The sequence below is a fragment of the Nocardioides panzhihuensis genome (assembly GCF_013408335.1).
Classification (GTDB): domain Bacteria; phylum Actinomycetota; class Actinomycetes; order Propionibacteriales; family Nocardioidaceae; genus Nocardioides; species Nocardioides panzhihuensis.
Map to the genome: position 1 here is coordinate 383,664 of NZ_JACBZR010000001.1, position 17,805 is coordinate 401,468.

General features: G+C 70.0%; 15 protein-coding genes. 8 read left to right on the forward strand and 7 right to left on the reverse strand.

Annotated elements, in window-relative coordinates; genetic code table 11:
* The first annotated feature begins 3 nt into the window (after window positions 1–3).
* A complete protein-coding gene (locus BJ988_RS01730) occupies window positions 4–1,332 on the forward strand; it encodes an O-antigen ligase family protein (RefSeq protein WP_179656395.1) in 1,329 nt (442 codons plus the stop codon).
* Window positions 1,333–1,354: 22 nt separating this feature from the next.
* Here the strand turns inward: BJ988_RS01730 and BJ988_RS01735 are convergent, their stop codons facing one another.
* The 3 genes from BJ988_RS01735 to BJ988_RS01745 form a co-directional block, all read right to left on the reverse strand.
* Window positions 1,355–2,977 (reverse strand): DUF4082 domain-containing protein, encoded by a 1,623-nt coding sequence (locus tag BJ988_RS01735; RefSeq protein WP_179656396.1) that lies wholly within the window; start codon window positions 2,975–2,977, stop codon window positions 1,355–1,357.
* Between the two features lie 112 nt (window positions 2,978–3,089).
* The gene (locus BJ988_RS01740) at window positions 3,090–4,166 is read right to left on the reverse strand and encodes a hypothetical protein (protein ID WP_179656397.1); all 1,077 of its coding nucleotides are present in this window, start codon (window positions 4,164–4,166) and stop codon (window positions 3,090–3,092) included.
* Between the two features lie 118 nt (window positions 4,167–4,284).
* Complete coding sequence (locus BJ988_RS01745; protein WP_179656398.1) at window positions 4,285–4,950, reverse strand: polysaccharide deacetylase family protein; 666 nt, start codon at window positions 4,948–4,950, stop codon at window positions 4,285–4,287.
* Between the two features lie 121 nt (window positions 4,951–5,071).
* Between BJ988_RS01745 and BJ988_RS01750 the strand changes: the two genes are divergently transcribed.
* The 4 genes from BJ988_RS01750 to BJ988_RS01765 are packed head-to-tail and all read left to right on the forward strand — an operon-like array spanning window position 5,072 to window position 8,410.
* The gene (locus BJ988_RS01750; protein WP_343051405.1) at window positions 5,072–6,043 is read left to right on the forward strand and encodes a glycosyltransferase family 2 protein; all 972 of its coding nucleotides are present in this window, start codon (window positions 5,072–5,074) and stop codon (window positions 6,041–6,043) included.
* Entirely contained in the window at window positions 6,040–6,891 is an 852-nt protein-coding gene (locus BJ988_RS01755) for a hypothetical protein (protein ID WP_218860505.1), read from the forward strand. Before BJ988_RS01750 ends, BJ988_RS01755 begins: the two co-directional genes overlap by 4 nt.
* 1 nt (window position 6,892) lies before the next feature.
* A complete protein-coding gene (locus tag BJ988_RS01760; RefSeq protein ID WP_179656399.1) occupies window positions 6,893–8,107 on the forward strand; it encodes a pyridoxal-dependent decarboxylase, exosortase A system-associated in 1,215 nt (404 codons plus the stop codon).
* 36 nt (window positions 8,108–8,143) lie between these two features.
* Window positions 8,144–8,410 carry an acyl carrier protein gene (locus tag BJ988_RS01765; RefSeq protein ID WP_179656400.1) on the forward strand — a complete coding sequence of 89 codons (267 nt, stop codon included), beginning with the start codon at window positions 8,144–8,146 and terminating at the stop codon, window positions 8,408–8,410.
* 51 nt (window positions 8,411–8,461) lie between these two features.
* On the opposite strand, the gene BJ988_RS01770 is transcribed toward BJ988_RS01765, so the two are convergent.
* Window positions 8,462–9,853, reverse strand: coding sequence for an AMP-binding protein (locus tag BJ988_RS01770; protein WP_179656401.1), 1,392 nt, complete (start codon window positions 9,851–9,853; stop codon window positions 8,462–8,464).
* A 168-nt stretch (window positions 9,854–10,021) separates the two neighbouring features.
* Here BJ988_RS01770 and BJ988_RS01775 point away from each other — a divergent pair, with 168 nt between their 5' ends.
* Together BJ988_RS01775 and BJ988_RS01780 are read left to right on the forward strand one after the other, a co-directional pair.
* The gene (locus BJ988_RS01775) at window positions 10,022–11,314 is read left to right on the forward strand and encodes a glycosyltransferase family 4 protein (protein WP_343051406.1); all 1,293 of its coding nucleotides are present in this window, start codon (window positions 10,022–10,024) and stop codon (window positions 11,312–11,314) included.
* A gap of 118 nt (window positions 11,315–11,432) precedes the next feature.
* Window positions 11,433–12,548 (forward strand): DUF1972 domain-containing protein, encoded by a 1,116-nt coding sequence (locus BJ988_RS01780; protein WP_179656403.1) that lies wholly within the window; start codon window positions 11,433–11,435, stop codon window positions 12,546–12,548.
* A gap of 6 nt (window positions 12,549–12,554) precedes the next feature.
* On the opposite strand, the gene BJ988_RS01785 is transcribed toward BJ988_RS01780, so the two are convergent.
* Complete coding sequence (locus BJ988_RS01785; RefSeq protein WP_179656404.1) at window positions 12,555–14,057, reverse strand: MFS transporter; 1,503 nt, start codon at window positions 14,055–14,057, stop codon at window positions 12,555–12,557.
* 103 nt (window positions 14,058–14,160) lie between these two features.
* Between BJ988_RS01785 and BJ988_RS01790 the strand changes: the two genes are divergently transcribed.
* A complete protein-coding gene (locus tag BJ988_RS01790; RefSeq protein WP_179656405.1) occupies window positions 14,161–15,060 on the forward strand; it encodes an MmyB family transcriptional regulator in 900 nt (299 codons plus the stop codon).
* On the opposite strand, the gene BJ988_RS31220 is transcribed toward BJ988_RS01790, so the two are convergent.
* Window positions 15,057–16,253: an MFS transporter gene (locus BJ988_RS31220; RefSeq protein WP_179656406.1), complete on the reverse strand. Its 1,197-nt coding sequence runs from the start codon at window positions 16,251–16,253 to the stop codon at window positions 15,057–15,059. The two genes, BJ988_RS01790 and BJ988_RS31220, sit on opposite strands and share 4 nt — an antisense overlap.
* A 155-nt stretch (window positions 16,254–16,408) precedes the next feature.
* Complete coding sequence (locus BJ988_RS01800; RefSeq protein WP_179656407.1) at window positions 16,409–17,617, reverse strand: Cmx/CmrA family chloramphenicol efflux MFS transporter; 1,209 nt, start codon at window positions 17,615–17,617, stop codon at window positions 16,409–16,411.
* Between the last annotated feature and the right edge of the window lie 188 nt (window positions 17,618–17,805).

Below are 17,805 nucleotides of genomic sequence, written 5' to 3' on the forward strand. Positions count from 1 at the left end.
ACTATGGCCGTACGCCGTGGTGTCGATGCGGTGACGTGGCTGAGCCTCTACACGTTCGCCGTCTTCGTGATCCCGTCCTGGCTGGTCTTCCGGCCGCTGGGCAGCGCCGGCTCGGTCTCGATGCTGATGGGGCTGGGCAGCTTCGCGATCTGGGTGCTGCTGAGCATCGGCCGGCCGCTGCCGGTGGACCGGCCCCCGCAGCCGATGCGGCTGGTGCTGGCGCTGTTCCTGTTCAGCGTCGGCGTCACCTACGTCATCGCGATGTCGCGTCCGATCAGCCGCGACGAGATCAGCCCGGCAGATGTCGCGATCCTCGCGATGGTCTCCTGGGTGGGCACGCTGCTGCTCGCCGGCGACGCCATCCCGAGCATGGCCAGGGTCCATGTGCTGGTGTGGCGGCTGGTCGTGGGCGGCACCTTCCTCGCCCTCCTCGGCCTGGCGCAGTTCTTCGCCAAGCAGATCTTCGTCGACCGGATCTCGGTCCCCGTCCTGACCCCGGTGACGACGGTCGAGCTGGCGATGCGCAACGGCCTCGTACGTCCCGCCGGCACCGCCCTGAGCCCGATCGAGTACGGCACCCTGATGGGGATGCTGGTTCCGATCGCGCTCCACGTCGGCTTCCAGCACCGCAACCTCAACCCGCTCGTCCGCTGGGCCCCGGTCGCGCTGATCTGCATGATCATCGCCGCCTCCTCGAGCCGCTCGGCCTACCTCGGCGCCGCCATCGCGGTCGCGGTCTGCATGATCGGCTGGTCGCGCAAGCAGCGGGTGATGGTGCTGGGGCTCGCGGTCGGCGGGCTGGGCCTGGTCTTCCTGGTCGCGCCCCGGATCATCAACTCGGTGACCGGCATGTTCGTCGGTGCCGAGGAGGACCCGAGCGTCACCTCGCGCACCGACAGCTACGGGGTGGCCTGGTTCTTCGTCGACCGCAACCCGTTCTTCGGGCGCGGGCTGGGGACGTTCCTGCCGAAGTACCGCATCTTCGACAACCAGTACCTCCAGATGATGGTGAGCATCGGGATCATCGGAGTGCTCCTCTTCGCGGCGTTCATCATCGCGACGTTCATCCAGCTCGCCCGGGTCTATCGCGCCTGCGAGGACCCGAAGACCCGTGACCTCGTCGTCGCGCTCATCGGTGCCGCCGCCGCCGGCTTCGCCGGGCTGGCCTTCTTCGACGCGTTCGCGTTCCCGATGACGATGGGCACGATCTTCCTTGTGCTCGGGCTGGCCAGCGCGGTCACCCGGCTGAGCGCACCGTCACCATCTGGGAAGGCGCCACCGGATCGCACGAAGGCCAGGGAAGAGCTGGCGCAGACCGTACGACCCGGGTGACCCGTCCCACCAGCCCAACCCGTCAGGTCGTGCAGGGCAGGTTGCGGACGACGACGGGCTGGCCGGCGGAGTTCAGCGTCGCGGTCGCGGCCTGCCACTGGGTGACCAGGTTGCACCTGACGTCGAGCGGTCCGAAGACCCAGCTCCGGTCGACCACGTACAGGTTCCTCACCGTGCCCGGTGTGCCGAGCCGGAACGGGTAGCCGCCGCCGCTCACGATCAGGCCGTCGATGTCGACGGAGGTGTTGTCCTGGTCGGGGTAGAAGAACGGGGCGGTCCCGCCACAGTTGTTGGTGTCGACGAAGTCGATGACCGTCTTCCGGACGGTGAGGGCCCCACCGCCGTAGCCCTGGATGCCGTCACCGTGCCAGTCGGTACAGACGTCGGGCGAGACGACACGTACGTAGGAGTCGTGGATCGCGACGCCGCCGCACGCCGACCTTCCCTGGGCCCGGAAGCCCTCCGGAACCCCGTCGATGAGTACGTTGCGCGCCGTGTAGCCGCCCGAGGTGACCGCGGGCCAGGCGTCGTCCGTCGTCGGGGCCGTGCCACGGACGATCTCGGAGTCCTCGATGACGAGACCGGTCGCGCAGGTGGCGCTGGCGTAGTTGGCGATCACCGAGCCGACCGCCTGCACGCGGCGCAGGGTCACGTTCTTGGCGGTGACGTTGATCGTCCCGTTCGTGACCCGCAGGTCCTCGACGACGGCGCCCGGCGTACTGATCGTGTACGTCCCGGTCACCGACCGCTTGGGCTGCCAGCCGTCCGGCAGCCCGGCCGAGGCGCGGGTCGGGAAGCCACCAGCGGGAGGGGCGGAGGTGGGCGCGGGGCTGGAGGTCGTCGGAGCGCCGGTCGGGGAGCTCGGGGAGGTAGACGGAGCAGTCGAGGAGCTCGCCGGCGCGCTCGGGCTGACGCTTGTCGAGGGACCGGGACTCTGGGACGGAGGCGCGCTGGAGGGTGGTGCGCCGTCGGACTGCGTCGGTGAGGTCGTCGGCTCCTCGCCAGGGCCGGCCGGCCGAACGACGACGTCGACCTGGTAGTTGGTGGCCCGGTACGTCGAGCGGGGGAACTCGCCCGGCCGGTAGCTGTAGACACCCGCGTTCGCGCCGGCCGACAGCGGACCGTTACTGATCGAACGGTCGAAGAAGTGTTCGTCGGTCGAGTAGTGACCACCGGGCGCGGTGTAGGAGACGACGTAGGAACGGCCTGGCTCGAGACGCACCGGCCGCTCGAGCGAGACGGCCCTCAGGCCGTCTCCGGCCGCGCCGCCGAGCTGGACACGGGCGAGCGGACGGCCCCGCCCGGACCACAGGGTCGCCTGGTGCGGGCCGTGGTTGTTCGGGCCCAGATACACCTGGAGCGCGACCGCCTCGACCGGCTCCGAGGTCCGGAACCGCAGCCCGAGCTCCACGGGGCGGGAGTCGGGGTCCGTCAGGACCGCGGGGACCGCGTCGTCGGGGAGAAGGCTGACCGTCTCAGGGTGCGCGGTCGCCGTGCCGAACGCCCAGAGGGCGCTGCCGGCGATGAGGGTGACCAGGGCGCTGGCGAAGGCGGTACGCCGCCACCGGGCGGTTCTGCGGCGACCGTGGGGAGGTCGGTCGATCCGTCGTCGATATGCGCTGGGGGCCATGCTGTGGGAGGGCATGAATGCACCTGTTCGTATGGGATACCGCCGAAGGCATCGACACTACGTTTGATCCCTCCGGCACAGTCACCCCCAAAACTCGGTATCTATGGCGTGTTCTCCGGCCCGGACGTCACTCGCAGGGTAGGTCGCGGATCGGGACGGGCTGGCCCGCTGAGTCCATGGTCACCACGGCGGCGCTCCAGTCGGTGGCCACCGAGCAGTCGACGTCGAGCGGGCCGAAGACCCAGCTCTGGTCGACCACGTAGAGGTTGCGGGTCGGCCCGGGCATGCCGTTGCGGAACGGATAGCCGCCACCGGCCACGACCAGGCCGTCGATGTCGACCGAGTCGTTGCCCTGACCTTCGGGGTTGAAGAACGGGGCGGTGCCGTGGCACTCGTTCTTCACCTCCAGGATCATCACCGTCCGGCGTACCTTGACCTTGCCGCCGCCGTAGCCCTGCAGGCCGTCGCCGTGCCAGTCGTTGCACACGTCCGGCGAGGTGACCCGGATGAAGGAGTCCTCGATCCGGATGCCACCACAGCGCTCCTTGTTGGAGGCGCGCAGCCCTTCGGGGACGCCGTCGATGACGACGTTGCGCACCGTGTAGCCGCCCGAGGAGACCGCCGGCCAGGCCTCCTCAGTCGTCGGAGCGCTGCTTCGGACGAAGTCGGAGTCCTCGATCAGCAGCCCGGAGCTGCACTGGTCGTTGTAGTCGTTGACCACCGACGATGCGACCGCCTGGATGCGGCGCAGGGTCACGCCGGGTGCGGTGACGTAGATGACGCCGTTGGTGATCCGCAGGTCCTCCACGACAGCTCCGCGGTGCCGGATCCAGAAGTCCCCGGTCACGGTGCGCTTCGGCTTCCAGCCGGCGGGCAGCCCCGCCGACTCCCGGGTGGGGAACCCCTTGGCCGGTGGCGCGGCCCTCGTCGTGGACTTCGTACGCTCCGGGGTGTCCGACGGCGCGGGCGTCGTCGGCCGTGCCGACGAGTTCGGGGAGGCCGACGGGGTCGTCGGGCTCGGGGAGGCCGAGGGCGTCTCGGACATCGTCACGCTCGCGGGTGGCGGGACCGTCGGCAGCGAGTCGGAGCCGATGGTGCTCACCGGGCTCGGGCCGGGCCACAGGAACCAGGTCGTGGCGGCCAGCAGCAGGGCCAGCCCGCTCACGATCGCGATCCGCCGGCGCCGTCCTGGCTTGATTGGCATGTGTTCGCACCCGTTCGCGTCTTGATGGCCATCGTTCTCGGCATTGTCTTCTCGACACTGCCCGACCGCGCGGGTCGGGGGCATCCTTCAAACTGGTTACATCAGGAGATCGCGCAGCTCAGCGCAGTCTCTTGACCAGGCCTGCTGCCTGGCGCTCCACCCTCCTGGCGATGCCCTGCCCGTTCAGGATCTGGCTGCGTACGCTGTCGCCGTCGTCGTCCGCGGTGACGCTGAACCTCGGTTGCAGCCAGGCACCGGCCACCGCGTGGGCGCGGTCGCTGGTGTGCACGTGCCGGTAGCCCAGGCGGCGCAGGTGCCTCAGCGTGGTGCGGTCGTAGCGGCCGAGCGGGAGCGCCGCCTCGTCGACCGCCTCACCGGCGGCCATGGTGATCCGCTCGCGGGCCTGGACCAGCTCGCGGCGTACGCCGGCGGGGTCGAGGCCGCGCCAGCTGACGTGATCCATGCCGTGGGTGCCGATCCGCATGCCCGCCACCCGGAGGAGACGGATGTCGAGACGGTCGAGGCTTCCTGACAGGCCGAGCCGCCCGGCCAGGACGAAGAAGGTCGCGCTCAGGTCGCGCTCGAGCAGGCCCGGCAGCCCGAACTCGACGTCGGAGCGGTTGCCGTCGTCGAAGCTGATCCGCACCTCGGGCCGGTCGACGATCGCGTCGAGGATGTCCGCATAGGCGTCGCGGCTGATCCAGTAGCGGTCCTCGCCCGGCTCCAGCCGGCGTCCGGGCTCGCCGATGCCGTGAAAGCAGATGTTGGTCACGTGGGCGGGCATGCCTCAACGCTAGGTATCCGGGAGCCGGGTCCGGCCATAGCTGCCGAGGCCTACCTCATACGGGGGATCTGCGGTCGGGAGGTGGCTTCACAGGGGGTGGTCGCCGCCGAGACTCGGTGACGTGTTCGAGCCTCCCATCCGCATCGCCGTCGTGGTGGTGACCTACAACAGTGCTCATCTGCTGGCCGACCTCCTCGGTTCCCTGCAGGAGGGGCTCGCCGGTCTCGGGTGGCGGCTGGTGATCGCCGACAACGCCTCGGCCGACGGCTCCGCGGAGACCGCGCGCCGGCTCGCGCCGGAGGCGACCGTCGTCGAGACGGGGCGCAACGGCGGCTACGCCGCCGGGATCAACGCGGGTGTCGCGGCCGCCCTGGCCGCGGCCCCCGACCTCGACGCGGTGCTCGTGCTCAATCCCGACGTACGCCTCGAGCCGGGCTGCGGCGCGGCGCTCGCCCGCGAGCTGGGTCTGTCTGATGACGGTCTGCCTCACGACGGTCTGCCGGGCGTCGGCGTCGCCGTCCCCCGGCTGGTCGACGCCGAGGGCCGGCTGATCGCGTCGATGCGGGGCGCACCGAGCCTGCTGCGGGCCTTCGCCGACGCGGTCGTAGGCGCCAACCGCGCCGGACGGGTCCGCTGGGCGGGGGAGATCGTGGCCGATCCGGCCGAGTACGAGCGCGGTCAGGACACCGACTGGGCCGAGGGGTCCACACAGCTGATCAGTGCCGAGTGCTGGCGCGCGTGCGGGCCGTGGGACGAGTCCTACTTCCTCTACTCCGAGGAGACCGAGTTCCACCTCCGCGCCCGCGACCGGGGGTTCCGGGTGCGGTTCGTGCCCGCCGCCCGCGCGGTGCACCTCGGTGGCGAGTCCACCACCTCACCCGGGCTGTGGACGCTGCTGGTCGCCAACCGGGTGCGGCTCTTCACCGCCCGCCGCGGGCGGGTCCAGGGAGCGGCGTACTGGCTGATGGTGCTGGCCCGGGAGTGCAGCCGTGCGCTGCTCGGGAAGCAGACCTCGCGCCGCGCGGTCCGCACTCTGGTGAGCCGTCGCCGGATGAGCGCGCCGCGCGGTCCCGAGTGGGTGGGGGCGGCATGAAGGCGGTGCTCGCTCCGATCACGGCCGTGGACCTTCCGGCCGTCTCGACGTTCCTGCACGAGCAGCTGAACCCGCGGGTGCGGGCGCTGGAGTGGTCTCAGGCGCTGCGGGTGCCGTGGGACGTACCGCAGCCCAACCACGGGTTCTTCCTCACCGCGGACGATCGCGTGGTCGGGGCGTACCTCGCCTACTACTCCGAGCGGGACGTCGGCGGCGAACGGCTCCGGATCTGCAACCTGGGCGCCTGGTGCGTGCTCGACAGCCACCGGCACCAAGGCCTGCGGCTGCTGACCACGCTGCTCAAGCAGCCCGGCTACGAGTTCACCGACTTCTCTCCCTCGGGCAACGTCGTCGCGCTCAACCGCAAGCTCAAGTTCACCGACCTGGACACGACCACCTCGCTGGTTCCCGCGATGGCGCTGCCGGGTCGAGGGGTGCGGGTGAGCAGCCGTCCCGACGTGCTGGACTCGGTCCTTCAGGGCGAGGAGCGGGACCTCTACGCCGACCACCGCGCCGCCGTGGCAGCCCGGCACATCGTGCTGAGCACGGGCTCCGAGCACTGCTACGTCGTGGCCCGCAAGGACACCCGCAAGGGCGTACGGGCCTTCGCCTCGGTCCTGTATGCGAGCAATCCGGAGCTGCTCCGGCGGTACGCGCCGCGGCTGGCGTCGCACCTGCTGAGGCAGCACGGCGCCGCGGCGACCCTGGTCGAGCACCGGGTCGCCGGCGGTGCCCCTGCCGGGTCCCGCCGGCTGTCGCGGCCGCGGCCGAAGATGCTGCGCAGCGACGCCCTCGACCCGGCTCGGGTCGACTACCTGTACAGCGAGCTGACATGTCTGGAGTGGTGAGATGACGTCTGAAACCGGAGGTCGAGCTCGTCGAGACCACGTGGGGGACGTCCCGGTCCGGATGCTCGCCGAGCGGGTCGGTTCGACGCCGTTCTTCGCCTATGACCGGGCCGCGATCGACGCTCGGGTGGCCTCGCTGCGGTCTGCTCTTCCCGGTGACGTCCATCTGAGCTATGCGGTCAAGGCCAACCCGATGCCGGCCCTGGTGCAGCATCTGGCCCGGGCCGTCGATGCGCTCGACGTCGCCTCGGGGGCCGAGATGCGGGTGGCGCTGGACACCGGGACTGCGCCGGGGGCGGTGAGCTTCGCCGGGCCGGGGAAGTCGGTCGCCGAGCTGTCCCAGGCCGTGGCGGCCGGGGTGCTGGTCGAGATCGAGTCTCCGCTGGAGGCCGACCGGCTGGTCGAGGCCGCGGACCGGCTCGGGGTCCGGCCGCGGGTCGCGGTGCGGGTCAACCCGGACTTCGAGGTCAAGGGCTCCGGGATGCGGATGGGCGGTGGTGCCCAGCAGTTCGGGGTCGACGCCGAGACGGTGCCGATGCTGCTCAAGACCCTGCACGACCGCGACGTCGAGGTGGCAGGCTTCCACGTCTTCTCCGGCTCCCAGAACCTGCACGCAGAGATTCTCGCCGAGGCCCAGGAACGCACGGTCGACCTCGTCCTGCGGCTCTCCGACGATCTGCCTGCGGCGATGACCTATCTCAACATCGGTGGCGGCTTCGGCATCCCCTACTACACCCAGGATCAGCCTCTCGACCTGGACATGGTGGGCTCGCGGCTGGAGTCGCTGATGGCGACGCGGGTGAGACCCTCGCTGCCCTCGGCGCAGGTCGTCATCGAGCTCGGCCGCTACCTGGTCGGCGAGGCCGGGGTCTACGTGACCCGGGTCGTCGACCGCAAGATCTCTCGCGGCAAGACCTTCCTCGTCGTCGACGGCGGCATGCACCACCAGCTCGCCGCCTCGGGCAACTTCGGCCAGGTCATCCGCCGCAACTACCCGATCTCGGTCGTCGCTGCGGGTGCCGGCGAGGAGGTCACCGAGACCGTGCAGGTCGTCGGCTGCCTGTGTACGCCGCTGGACCTGCTCGGCGACAAGGTGAGCCTCCCGCGCGCAGAGGTGGGTGACCTGGTCGTGGTCCACCAGGCCGGCGCGTACGGCCTCACCGCCAGCCCCACCGCCTTCCTCAGCCACCCGGTGCCGCTCGAAGTGCTCGTCTGACCCCCCCCGAATCTTCCGAACCCAAGGAGTCTGTCCATGACCATCGACACCACCGAAGCGACCCTGGACCGGGTCGGTGAGGCGATCACCGAGGTGATCGGACCTGACCACAGCGCCGGCTCGCTGACCGCGGCCACCCTCCTCTTCGGCTCCCTGCCCGAGCTCGACTCGCTCGCCCTCGTCGAGCTGATCACCGTCCTCGAGGACCGCTTCGGTTTCGAGATGGACGAGGACGACATCAACGCCGAGGTCTTCGAGTCGGTCGGGTCGCTGGCCGAGTACGTGGGTGGGCAGATCGGCTGACGCTGGTCGAGCCGCGCTGGTCGACCAGCGTGGCCGCTCGACCAGCGCGGCTCAGCCCGCGGTGGCGGCGAGGTGCTGGGCCGCTACCTGGTCGATCTTGCCGTTTCCGGTGCGAGGAAGCTGGGCGACGGGAACGAGTACGTCGGGGACCGAGTCGGGGCGCAGCACCGTCGGGAGCCGGCGGCGGAGGTCGTCGAGGTCGTTGCCGGCGCCTTCGACGAGGCTGACCAGGGCACCTTCGGGAGTGGCGGCGGTGAAGGTGGCCAGACCGAAGGCGTCCTTCACCTCGGCGTCGAGGGCGTCCAGGTCGACGAAGCTCGCGCTGCGCTTGACCCGGCGGCCGGCGCGACCGAGGCAGAAGAGCTCCTCGCCGCGCCGGGCGCCGAGGTCGCCGGTGAGCACCCGATCCGGTCCGTCCCAGCGCGGAAACTCTCCGCTCGGGGTCCCGAAGAGGTAGCCGCGGGGCAGAAGAGGCGACTCGATGATCAGCATCTCGCCGGCCTCGTCGGGAGCGAGCGACGTACGCCACCCGCCGACCGACCCGCGTCCGATCCCGAGGGCTCCGTGGACCGTCGGCAGGTCGTCGCCGGCCTCGAAGCGGGCAGCGCTCGCGAACCCGATCGTCTCGCTGGTGCCGTACGTGTTGACAACGGTCGCGACCCCGAGATCGAAGACGCGCTGGGCGTCGGCGGCCGAGAGCCGGTCGCCGCCGGATCCCCACACCCGCAGCGTTCGCGGGGAGGCGCTGCCGCGCTCGTTGGCGGCGAGGTAGATGAACCGAGGGGCCAGGCGTACGTGCGTCGCCCCGACGCGGGCGCAGAAGCCGAGCGGCCGGAGCCGGTCACCGAGCGACGAGGACACCCGGATCGAGGCGCCGGCGGCCAGGGCGACCAGCAGGTTGGTCATCGCCAGGTCGTAGGAGAGATGGGAGACCTCTGCCCACATCGAGGAGGCATCGAGGTCGAGCGCGGCCGCGCCGTGCGGGACGAAGGCGTCGATCGCGGCCCAGGGCGACAGCACCCCCTTCGGGCCACCGCCGGTCGAGCCCGAGGACATCGCGACGTACCCGGCCTCCAGCGCGTCCTGAGAAGGCGTCGATGATGACGCGACCGTCCGGATCCCCGACCGGTCGAGCACGACGTCGGGATGCAGCGCCTGGAGGAGGGACCGGCGGCGCTCCTCGGGGGCCGACGGGTCCACGAAGCAGACGGAGAGGTCACCGAGGATCGCGGCCACGAGCGCGACGACCGCGTCGGTGCACAGCGGCAGCGACACCGCGACCAACGGGCGCCGGGCGCCGGCCGCTTTGACGAGGCCCAGCCGCAGCTCCTCGGCAGCGTCTGCCAGCCCGGCCGCGTCGACCGATGTGCGCCGGTCCGCGATCACGGCTTCCGAGTGGGGTCGGCTGCGTACGGTTCGGATGCGCTCGGCCAACGGGTTCACAGCAGGCGACGTTAGGAGCCGCAGGGTGCCCCGGCCCCTGTGCCGCCGTTCACGATCCCCGGATTCGGGGATATGCCGGGCGCCCCTGGGGAGGGGGTCTCCGCGCTCCACAACGCTGCTCCCATGGTCAACGCAGCCCAGCAGAGACACGGCGTCGCAAGGACGCACGTGCTGATCATCGTCCAGAACCTGCCCGTGCCGCTGGACCGACGTGTCTGGCTGGAGTGTCAGGCGCTGGTCGCGCGCGGCTACGAGGTCAGTGTGATCTGCCCGAAGGGGCCCGGCGACCCGGGGCGACAGCAGCTCAGCGGCGTACGCATCTACAAGTACCGGCCAGCGCCGCAGGCCAGCGGCGTGCTCGGCTACCTGCTCGAGTTCGTCTACTGCTGGATCCGCACCGCACTGCTGGCCAACAAGGTCTGGCGGGACCGCCCGTTCAGCGTGATGCAGGCGTGCAACCCGCCCGACACCTACTGGCTGCTGGCCCGCATCTGGAAGCGGCGCGGCGTCCGGTTCGTCTTCGACCAGCACGATCTCAACCCCGAGCTCTTCCTCTCCCGGTTCGGCACGCCGACGTCGCTGTCCGGTCGCGCCCAGCTGGCCGCGCTGCGTTGGCTCGAGAAGCAGACGTACGCCACCGCCGACCAGGTCATCTCGACCAACGAGTCCTACCGGAAGGTAGCGATCGACCGAGGCGGGATGGACCCTCGGGACGTGACTGTGGTCCGCAGCGGACCGGATACGTCAGTGATGCGCCCGGTACGGCCCCACGACCCTGCGTCCGAGAGCACCGCCGGCGGCCGGCACACCCTGGTCTATCTCGGGATCATGGGGCCCCAGGACGGCGTCGACACGGTGCTGGAGGTCATGGAGGAGCTCGTCCACCGGCGCGGCCGCAGCGACGTCGACGCTGTGCTGATGGGCTTCGGCGACTGTCTCGAGGAGCTCGAGCGCCGCTGCACCGAGCTGCGCCTCGACGACGTGGTCACCTTCACCGGCCGGGCCGGGCCCGCGCTGATCGCCCAGCACCTCAGCGCCGCGACCGTCGGCCTGTGCCCCGACCTGAAGACGCCGCTCAACGACGTGTCGACGATGAACAAGACGATGGAGTACATGGCCTACGCCCTGCCGTCGGTCTCCTTCGACCTGGTCGAGACCCGGGTCTCCGCCGAGGATGCTGCGCTCTTCGTCCCCTCCGGGGACGTGGCCGCGTTCACCGACGCCGTCGAGTCGCTGCTCGACGACCCAGAGCTCCGGGTCGAGCTGGCCCTGCGAGCACGGGAACGCGCTGCGAAGGTGCTGGACTGGGCCCCGCAGTCGGCGGCGTACGTGCAGGTCTACGACTCGATGTGCGCGATCACTGAGGTCGCGGTGGCGGTCGACGGGTTCGAGTACGTCGATCTCGACGACCCGGACGCGCTGCGCCAGTTCGTGCTGACCCGGGGGCCTGCCGTCACGTAACCCATTTGGGGTATAAGCCCATGGCTTCGCACCCGTCGCGCGTGCGGATCCCTTTAGATGGCTCTTTGTGTTGAAAATAGGGGCCGTCGGCTCCTAGCCAACTAGGAGTCAACCCCACGTGACCCCAACTGTGCGGATGCTCGGGACCCGCGGCGTTCCTGCTGCCCACGGCGGCTTCGAGACCGCCGTGGAGAACATCGGGCTGGATCTGGTCGACCGCGGTTGGCGGGTCGTCGTCTACTGCCAGGACGACGAGCCCTCCGCGGAGCTGCGCGTCGACTCCTGGAAGGGCATCGAGCGTGTCCATGTGCCGGCCCGGCACGACGGCCCGCGCGGGACGATCGAGTTCGATGTCGGCGCGGTGCGACACGCGGCCCGGGAGGCCGCGCGAGACGGCAGCGTATGCGTGACGTTCGGCTACAACACCGGTGCGCTCAACGCCGTCCTCCGCTCCCGTCGGGTCCCCAACATCGTCAACATGGACGGCATCGAGTGGAAGCGGGCCCGCTGGTCGGGCCCCGAGAAGGCGTTCCTGTGGACCCAGGAGCGGGCTGCCTGCTGGCTGGGTGACCATCTGATCGCCGACCATCCCGAGATCGCCCGTCATCTGGCGACCCGGGTGCCCGCCGACAAGATCACCACGATCGCCTACGGCGCCCCGCGCATCGTCGACGCCCCGGAGTGGGCGGTGTTCGACCGAGGCCTGGAACCGGGCTCCTACCTCACCGTGATCGCCCGGCCGGTGCCGGAGAACAACATCCTCGAGATCGTCCGCGCCTTCTCCAGCCGCCGCTGGGGTCGGCAGCTGGTGGTCCTGGGTGACTACGACCCCGCAGACGACTACCACCGCGCCGTCCTCGAGGCGGCCGGCGACGAGGTCGTCTTCCTCGGTGCGATCTACGACACCGACATCGTCTCGGCCCTGCGCTTCCACTCGGTGGCCTACGTCCACGGGCATCAGGTCGGTGGCACCAACCCGTCGCTGGTCGAAGCGCTCGGCTGCGGCAACGCGGTGATCGCCCACGACAACCGCTACAACCGCTGGGTGGCCGACGATGCCGCCCTCTACTTCTCCGACGAGGCCGGCATCGTCTCCGCGCTGGAGCGGCTCCTGTCCGATCACGAGCTGGCAGCATCGCTGTCCGGCCATGCCCATGCGCGGCACGCCGCCGAGTTCACCTGGAGCCGGATCACCGACAAGTACGAATCGCTCATCCGCGCCCACCTGCGCTGATGTGCACTAGGTCGTCGCCACTTCGTGCTCAGCTGCGGGGACGGGAGTTTCTCGGGGCAGCCAACGCAGGGCGAGGAGACCGAGTAGGAGATGCAGGACGGCGGCGGTTGCTGCGGCGATGTGCAGTCCGGTGAGAAAGGCCGCCTTGGCGTCGGTCACGAGTGTCGCTGTCAGATCGGAGAGCTGGAGCGTCTCGTCGAGCGTGGGTGCGAGATCGGGACCCTGGAGTCGGAAGAGCAAGGCCGCCAGCGACCCGAGCAGCGCGATACCGAGGGCGTTGCCGATCTCGTTGCTGGTCTCTGCGATCGCACCAGCTGATCCAGCGCGCTCGGGAGGAACCGCGACCACGGCAGTGTCCGCGACAACCGCGAACGAGATGCCGTAGCCGATGCCCGCAACAGCAGTCGAGGCGATGTACCAGCCGACGCCGCCGGTGACGGTGGTGGGAAGCAGGAGGAGCAGACCTGCAGCGATCGTGAAGTGGCACACGAGCAATGCGGTCCGCTTGCCGACGCGGCCGACGACCATCGGGGTGACGATGCAGGTCGCGGTCAGCACGACGGCGCCGGGAAGCGCCAAGAGTGCTGCCTGGAGGACGGAGATGTCGAGCACGGACTGCAGGTAGATCCCGGCCAGGTACGCGGCGGCCGACCAGGCTGCGAGCGGCAGTAGTCCAGTGATGATGGCGACGGTGAAGGTCCGATCGCGGAACAGCGAGAAGTCGATGAGCGGGTGTTCGAGTCGTCGCTGCCGGAGGCTGAACCACGTCAGTACGACGCTGCCCAGGATCGCGTAGGCGACAGCGGACAGCGTCAGGCCTTCGGCGGCGGCGTTCTTGATGCCGTAGATCGCCAGCAGCAGCCCGACGGCGGAGGTGACGACACTGATCGCGTCGACGCGGCCGGGGCGAGTGGCTTGGACCTCCCGCAGCAGTACGGGCGCGAAGCAGAGGAACAAAGCGATGACAGGCAGGTTGATCAGAAACACCGATCCCCACCAGAAACGCTCTAGGAGCACCCCGCCGATCACAGGGCCGATCGCGAAGCCCGCTGCGAAGGCTGCGGCGAAGATGCCGATGGCCTGCGCTCTCTTCTCCGGGTCGGTGAACAGCTCGCTGAGGACCGCCAGCGCTGACGGGAGCAGTGTCGCGCCGGCGATCCCCATGACTGCGCGGGCGGCGATGAGCAGCTCTGGCGTGGGTGCGAACGCGGCGGCCGCCGAGCCGAGACCGAAGCACGCCGCCCCGATCATGAGCAGTCTGAGGCGTCCGTAGCGGTCGCCGAGGTTGCCGAATGCGACGAGAAGCGATCCGACAGCGAACCCGTAGATGTCGAGGATCCACAGTGCTTGGTCAGCACTGGGGTTCAGTGCCTGGCTGACCCGGGGCATCGCGAGGAACAGGATGGACCCGTCCATCGAGACCAGCAGAACCGGGCCCAGGACGACGAGCAGGCTGAGCCAATACCGGACGTCGCCGGCGTTGGTCGTGGCAACAGGATGTTGAGTCATGCCCTCAACGCTCTAGGCCCCGCCCGGGGACAGCCATCCACCTGGTGTGGGTACACCTGGCAGGTGCACCCACATCCCGGCGGCCTGTGTCTAGGCTCAAGGTGTGGAGAGCCTCGGAACGTTCTTGAAGAGCCGTCGTGACCAGGTCACCCCTGAAGCGATCGGGCTGCGCACATACGGCAACAGTCGGCGCGTCCCAGGTCTGCGCCGCGAAGAACTGGCTCACCTCGCCGGCGTCAGCGTCGGCTACTACACACGGCTGGAACAAGAGCAAGCCGGTACGGCCTCAGCACAGGTTCTCGACGCCTTGGCCCGGGTGCTGGAACTGGACGAGGTCGAGAAGGTCCACCTGCACAATCTCGCCCGCCAAAACATCAGGACCGACCTCGCCGAACCACCCGTCGAACACCCCCACCCTCGTGTGCTCGCCTTGCTCGACTCGCTCGGTGAGGCCACACCCGCGATCTTGCTCGGCAGGCGCGGAGACGTGCTCGCCTGGAACCGCACCGGTCACGCACTGTTCGCCGAGCATGTCGACGTCGACGCGCCCAAGGACCCGGACCAGCGACCTTCAGTTCCGCGCATGTTCTTCCTCGACCCGCTGACCCGAGACCTGCATCGCAACTGGGACGAGCTCGCCCACGTCCACGTCGCCTACCTCCGGCTCACCGCCGGCCGGTTCCCCACCGACGCACGCCTGGCGAATCTCATCGGCGAACTCACCATGCGCAGCGACGAGTTCGCCCAGCTGTGGGCCACCGGAGAGGTCGCGGACTGCACCACCGGCGACATGCATCTACGACACCCCACCGTCGGCAGCGCGAGCGTCGCCTACCAGGTGTGGCTCCAGCCGGACAGCCAGGACCACCGCCTCGAGATCTACACCCCCAACGACGCCACGTCGGCAGACGCACTCCATCTCCTCACCCGTCGCATCGCAGGGGCTGAACAGCCTGCCGCCGATCGAGGTCGCGCTCGATCCGTCAACAACCTCATGCCCTAGAGGTCGGTCGTGATCTCCTCGGCCGGGGGAGCGGGCTCGCGGGCGGCGTAGGCGCGGTAGGCGAGGACGGCGGCGACGGTGAGGACCGCCGCGGTCACGGCGCACGCCGTGAAGAGGGTGTGCCACTGGTTGTGGTCGGCAGCCGGCCCGGCGATCACGGCGGCGATGGAGCTCCCGATGAAGAGCGACGCGGCGAAGCAGGCCACGACGGTGCCGCGCGCCTCGGGGACGATCGAGGTGGCCCACGTCTGCAGCGAGGTGTGCAGGAAGGCCCAGGTGACCCCCAGCATCACGACGACGCCGATGATGGTGGGCACCGAGACGCTCATCGCCGCCACGGCGTACCCGGCGGTCAGGGCGAGGCCGCCGATCGCCATCAGCGACCAGCGGGGGAGCCGCCGGGTGAGGGCCTTGAGGACCTGCGAGGAGAGCAGGACCGCGATGCCGTACGCAGCGGCCGCCAGCCCCGCTCTCGCCGCGTCGACGCCCTGGGCCTGCAGGGCGGGCGCGAGGAGGGTGAGGACACCCAGGACGAGCCCGCCCTCGACGAAGACCAGCAGCCCGACCACGACCACCCAGCGGTTGCTCAGTGCGGCTCGGAACGCGGCGGCCACCCCGCCGTTGGCGGTTCGCGGTGGCTCGGCGAGCGAGCGCAGGCCCCAGGCGGTGACCAGGGCCACGACCGCCGGCACCGCGAACACGACCCGCCATCCCAGCAGTTGGCCGGTGATCCCCGCCGCGGCTGCGGCCAGCGCCGTGCCGACCGCCATCGCGGCCATCAGGTCCGAGAGCGCGCGCTGGCGATGGGCGTCGGAGACCGTGTCACCGACGTACGTCAGCGAGGTCGGCACGATCGCCCCGAAGAACGCCCCCGCGACCACCCGCACCGCGACCAGCGTCACCAGGTTGGGCGCCGCTGCGGAGACCAGACCGGCGATCCCCGCCCCGACGAGCGCCCCCTGCATCAGCCGGACTCGGCCGAATCTGTCTGACAGGGCGCCCCACAGCGGCTGGCACAGGCCGTACGCGAGGTAGTAGCCGCTGGCGATCGCCACCGCCTGTCCCACCGAGACCCCGAACGTCGTCGCGACCAGGACCAGGATCGGGCTGACCACGAATCTGTCGAAGCTGCTCACGAACGAGGCGACGGAGATCCAGAGCGGTGGGCGCGTGGGGGATGAGTCGCAAGACACCCCGCCAGGCTAGTAAAGGACGCGAGAAGTCAGTTTTCGACGTCGAGAAGTCAGTTCTTGACGTCGAGAGGGCAGTTCTTGACGTCGAGAGGGCATTTCTTGACGTCGAGTTCTTGACCCTGACATGCAGGGCGTCAAGAACTGACGTCTCGCGCTCAGAAACTGACTTCTCGCGGCCGGGAACTGACTTCTCGGCGTAGAACGCCGACGCCACCGCCGGTCAGCCTCGACAGGAGCATCACCGCGAGGGCCAGGGCGGTGAGGCCGGCGGCGACCCATACGGGGGCGAGTTCGGCTGCTTCGGTCGTGAGCGCGAGTGCGCCCAGGATGGGACCGGCTGCGGCTCCGAGGTTGAGCGCGGCGGTCGCGTACGAACCGCCCATCGTCGGGGCTCCGGACGCGGCGTAGAGCACCTGGGCGATCAGCGTGCTGCCGACGCCGAAGGACAGCATTCCCAGGACCAGGGCCAGGACGACGAGGAGGACGGGGTTGGACGCGGCCAGGGCGAGTGCGATCCAGCCGGCCAGCAGCAGCGGGCCGCCGATGGCGAGGACCAGGCCCGGTCTGGTGTCCGACAGCCGTCCTGCGACCGTGACACCGAGGAACGATCCGAGGCCGAACATCACCAGCACCACGGAGATCCAGGCGTCTTCCAGCCCTGCTGTCTCGGTCACCACCGGTGCCAGGAAGGTGAAGGCTGCGAAGGTGCCGCCGTTGACCAGTGCGCCTAGGGCCATCGCGAGCAGTAGACGGTGCGAACGCAGCTGGCCCAGCTCGGCGCGGAGCCGCGGTGAACCGGTGCCGGCATCAGCCCGGGGCTGGGAGTCCGCGATGCCGCGCAGGATCCCGATCGCAGCAGGAACGCACAGCAGCGAGATGGCCCAGAAGGTCGTACGCCATCCGGCCGCGGTGCCGAGCAGTGCCCCTGCGGGAACACCGGCGACCGTGGCGATGGTCGTGCCGGACAGCAGGATGGCCAGGGCACGCCCCTTCCTGTCCTCGGGCACGAGTGCGGTCGCTGTGGCCAGTGCCACGGCGAGGAAGCCCGCGTTGGCGAGCGCACTGAGCACCCGGGCGACGAGAAGGACGGGGAAGACGGGTGTGACCGCGGCGACCACATGGCAAGTGGCGAGCAGGAGCAGGCAGACCAGCAGCGCCGTACGCGGGGGCCAGCGGCGGGCGAAGGCAGCCATCAGCGGCGCGCCGAGGACCATTCCGACGGCGAACGCGGAGGTCAGCAGACCGGCGGTGCCGACGGTGACGTCGAGATCGGTGGCGATTGCGGGCAGCAGACCCGCGAGCATGAACTCCGAGGTGCCCATGACGAAGACCGCCAGGGCAAGCATGTAGAGGGCGAAAGGCATCGAGTACTCCGAGGTGAGTGGTCAGAAGATGGTCCTTCTGGTCACCACGGCCGGCGGCCCGGAGCATGCCGAACGCGCCCGCTCAGATCACGGGCGGAATGCTCAGTCGTTCACGGGGCTGGCGGTGTGACCGGCAGCCCCTGACCTGTCTGCTTCGGGACTCGACATGCCTGAGATCTTAGCTCGAG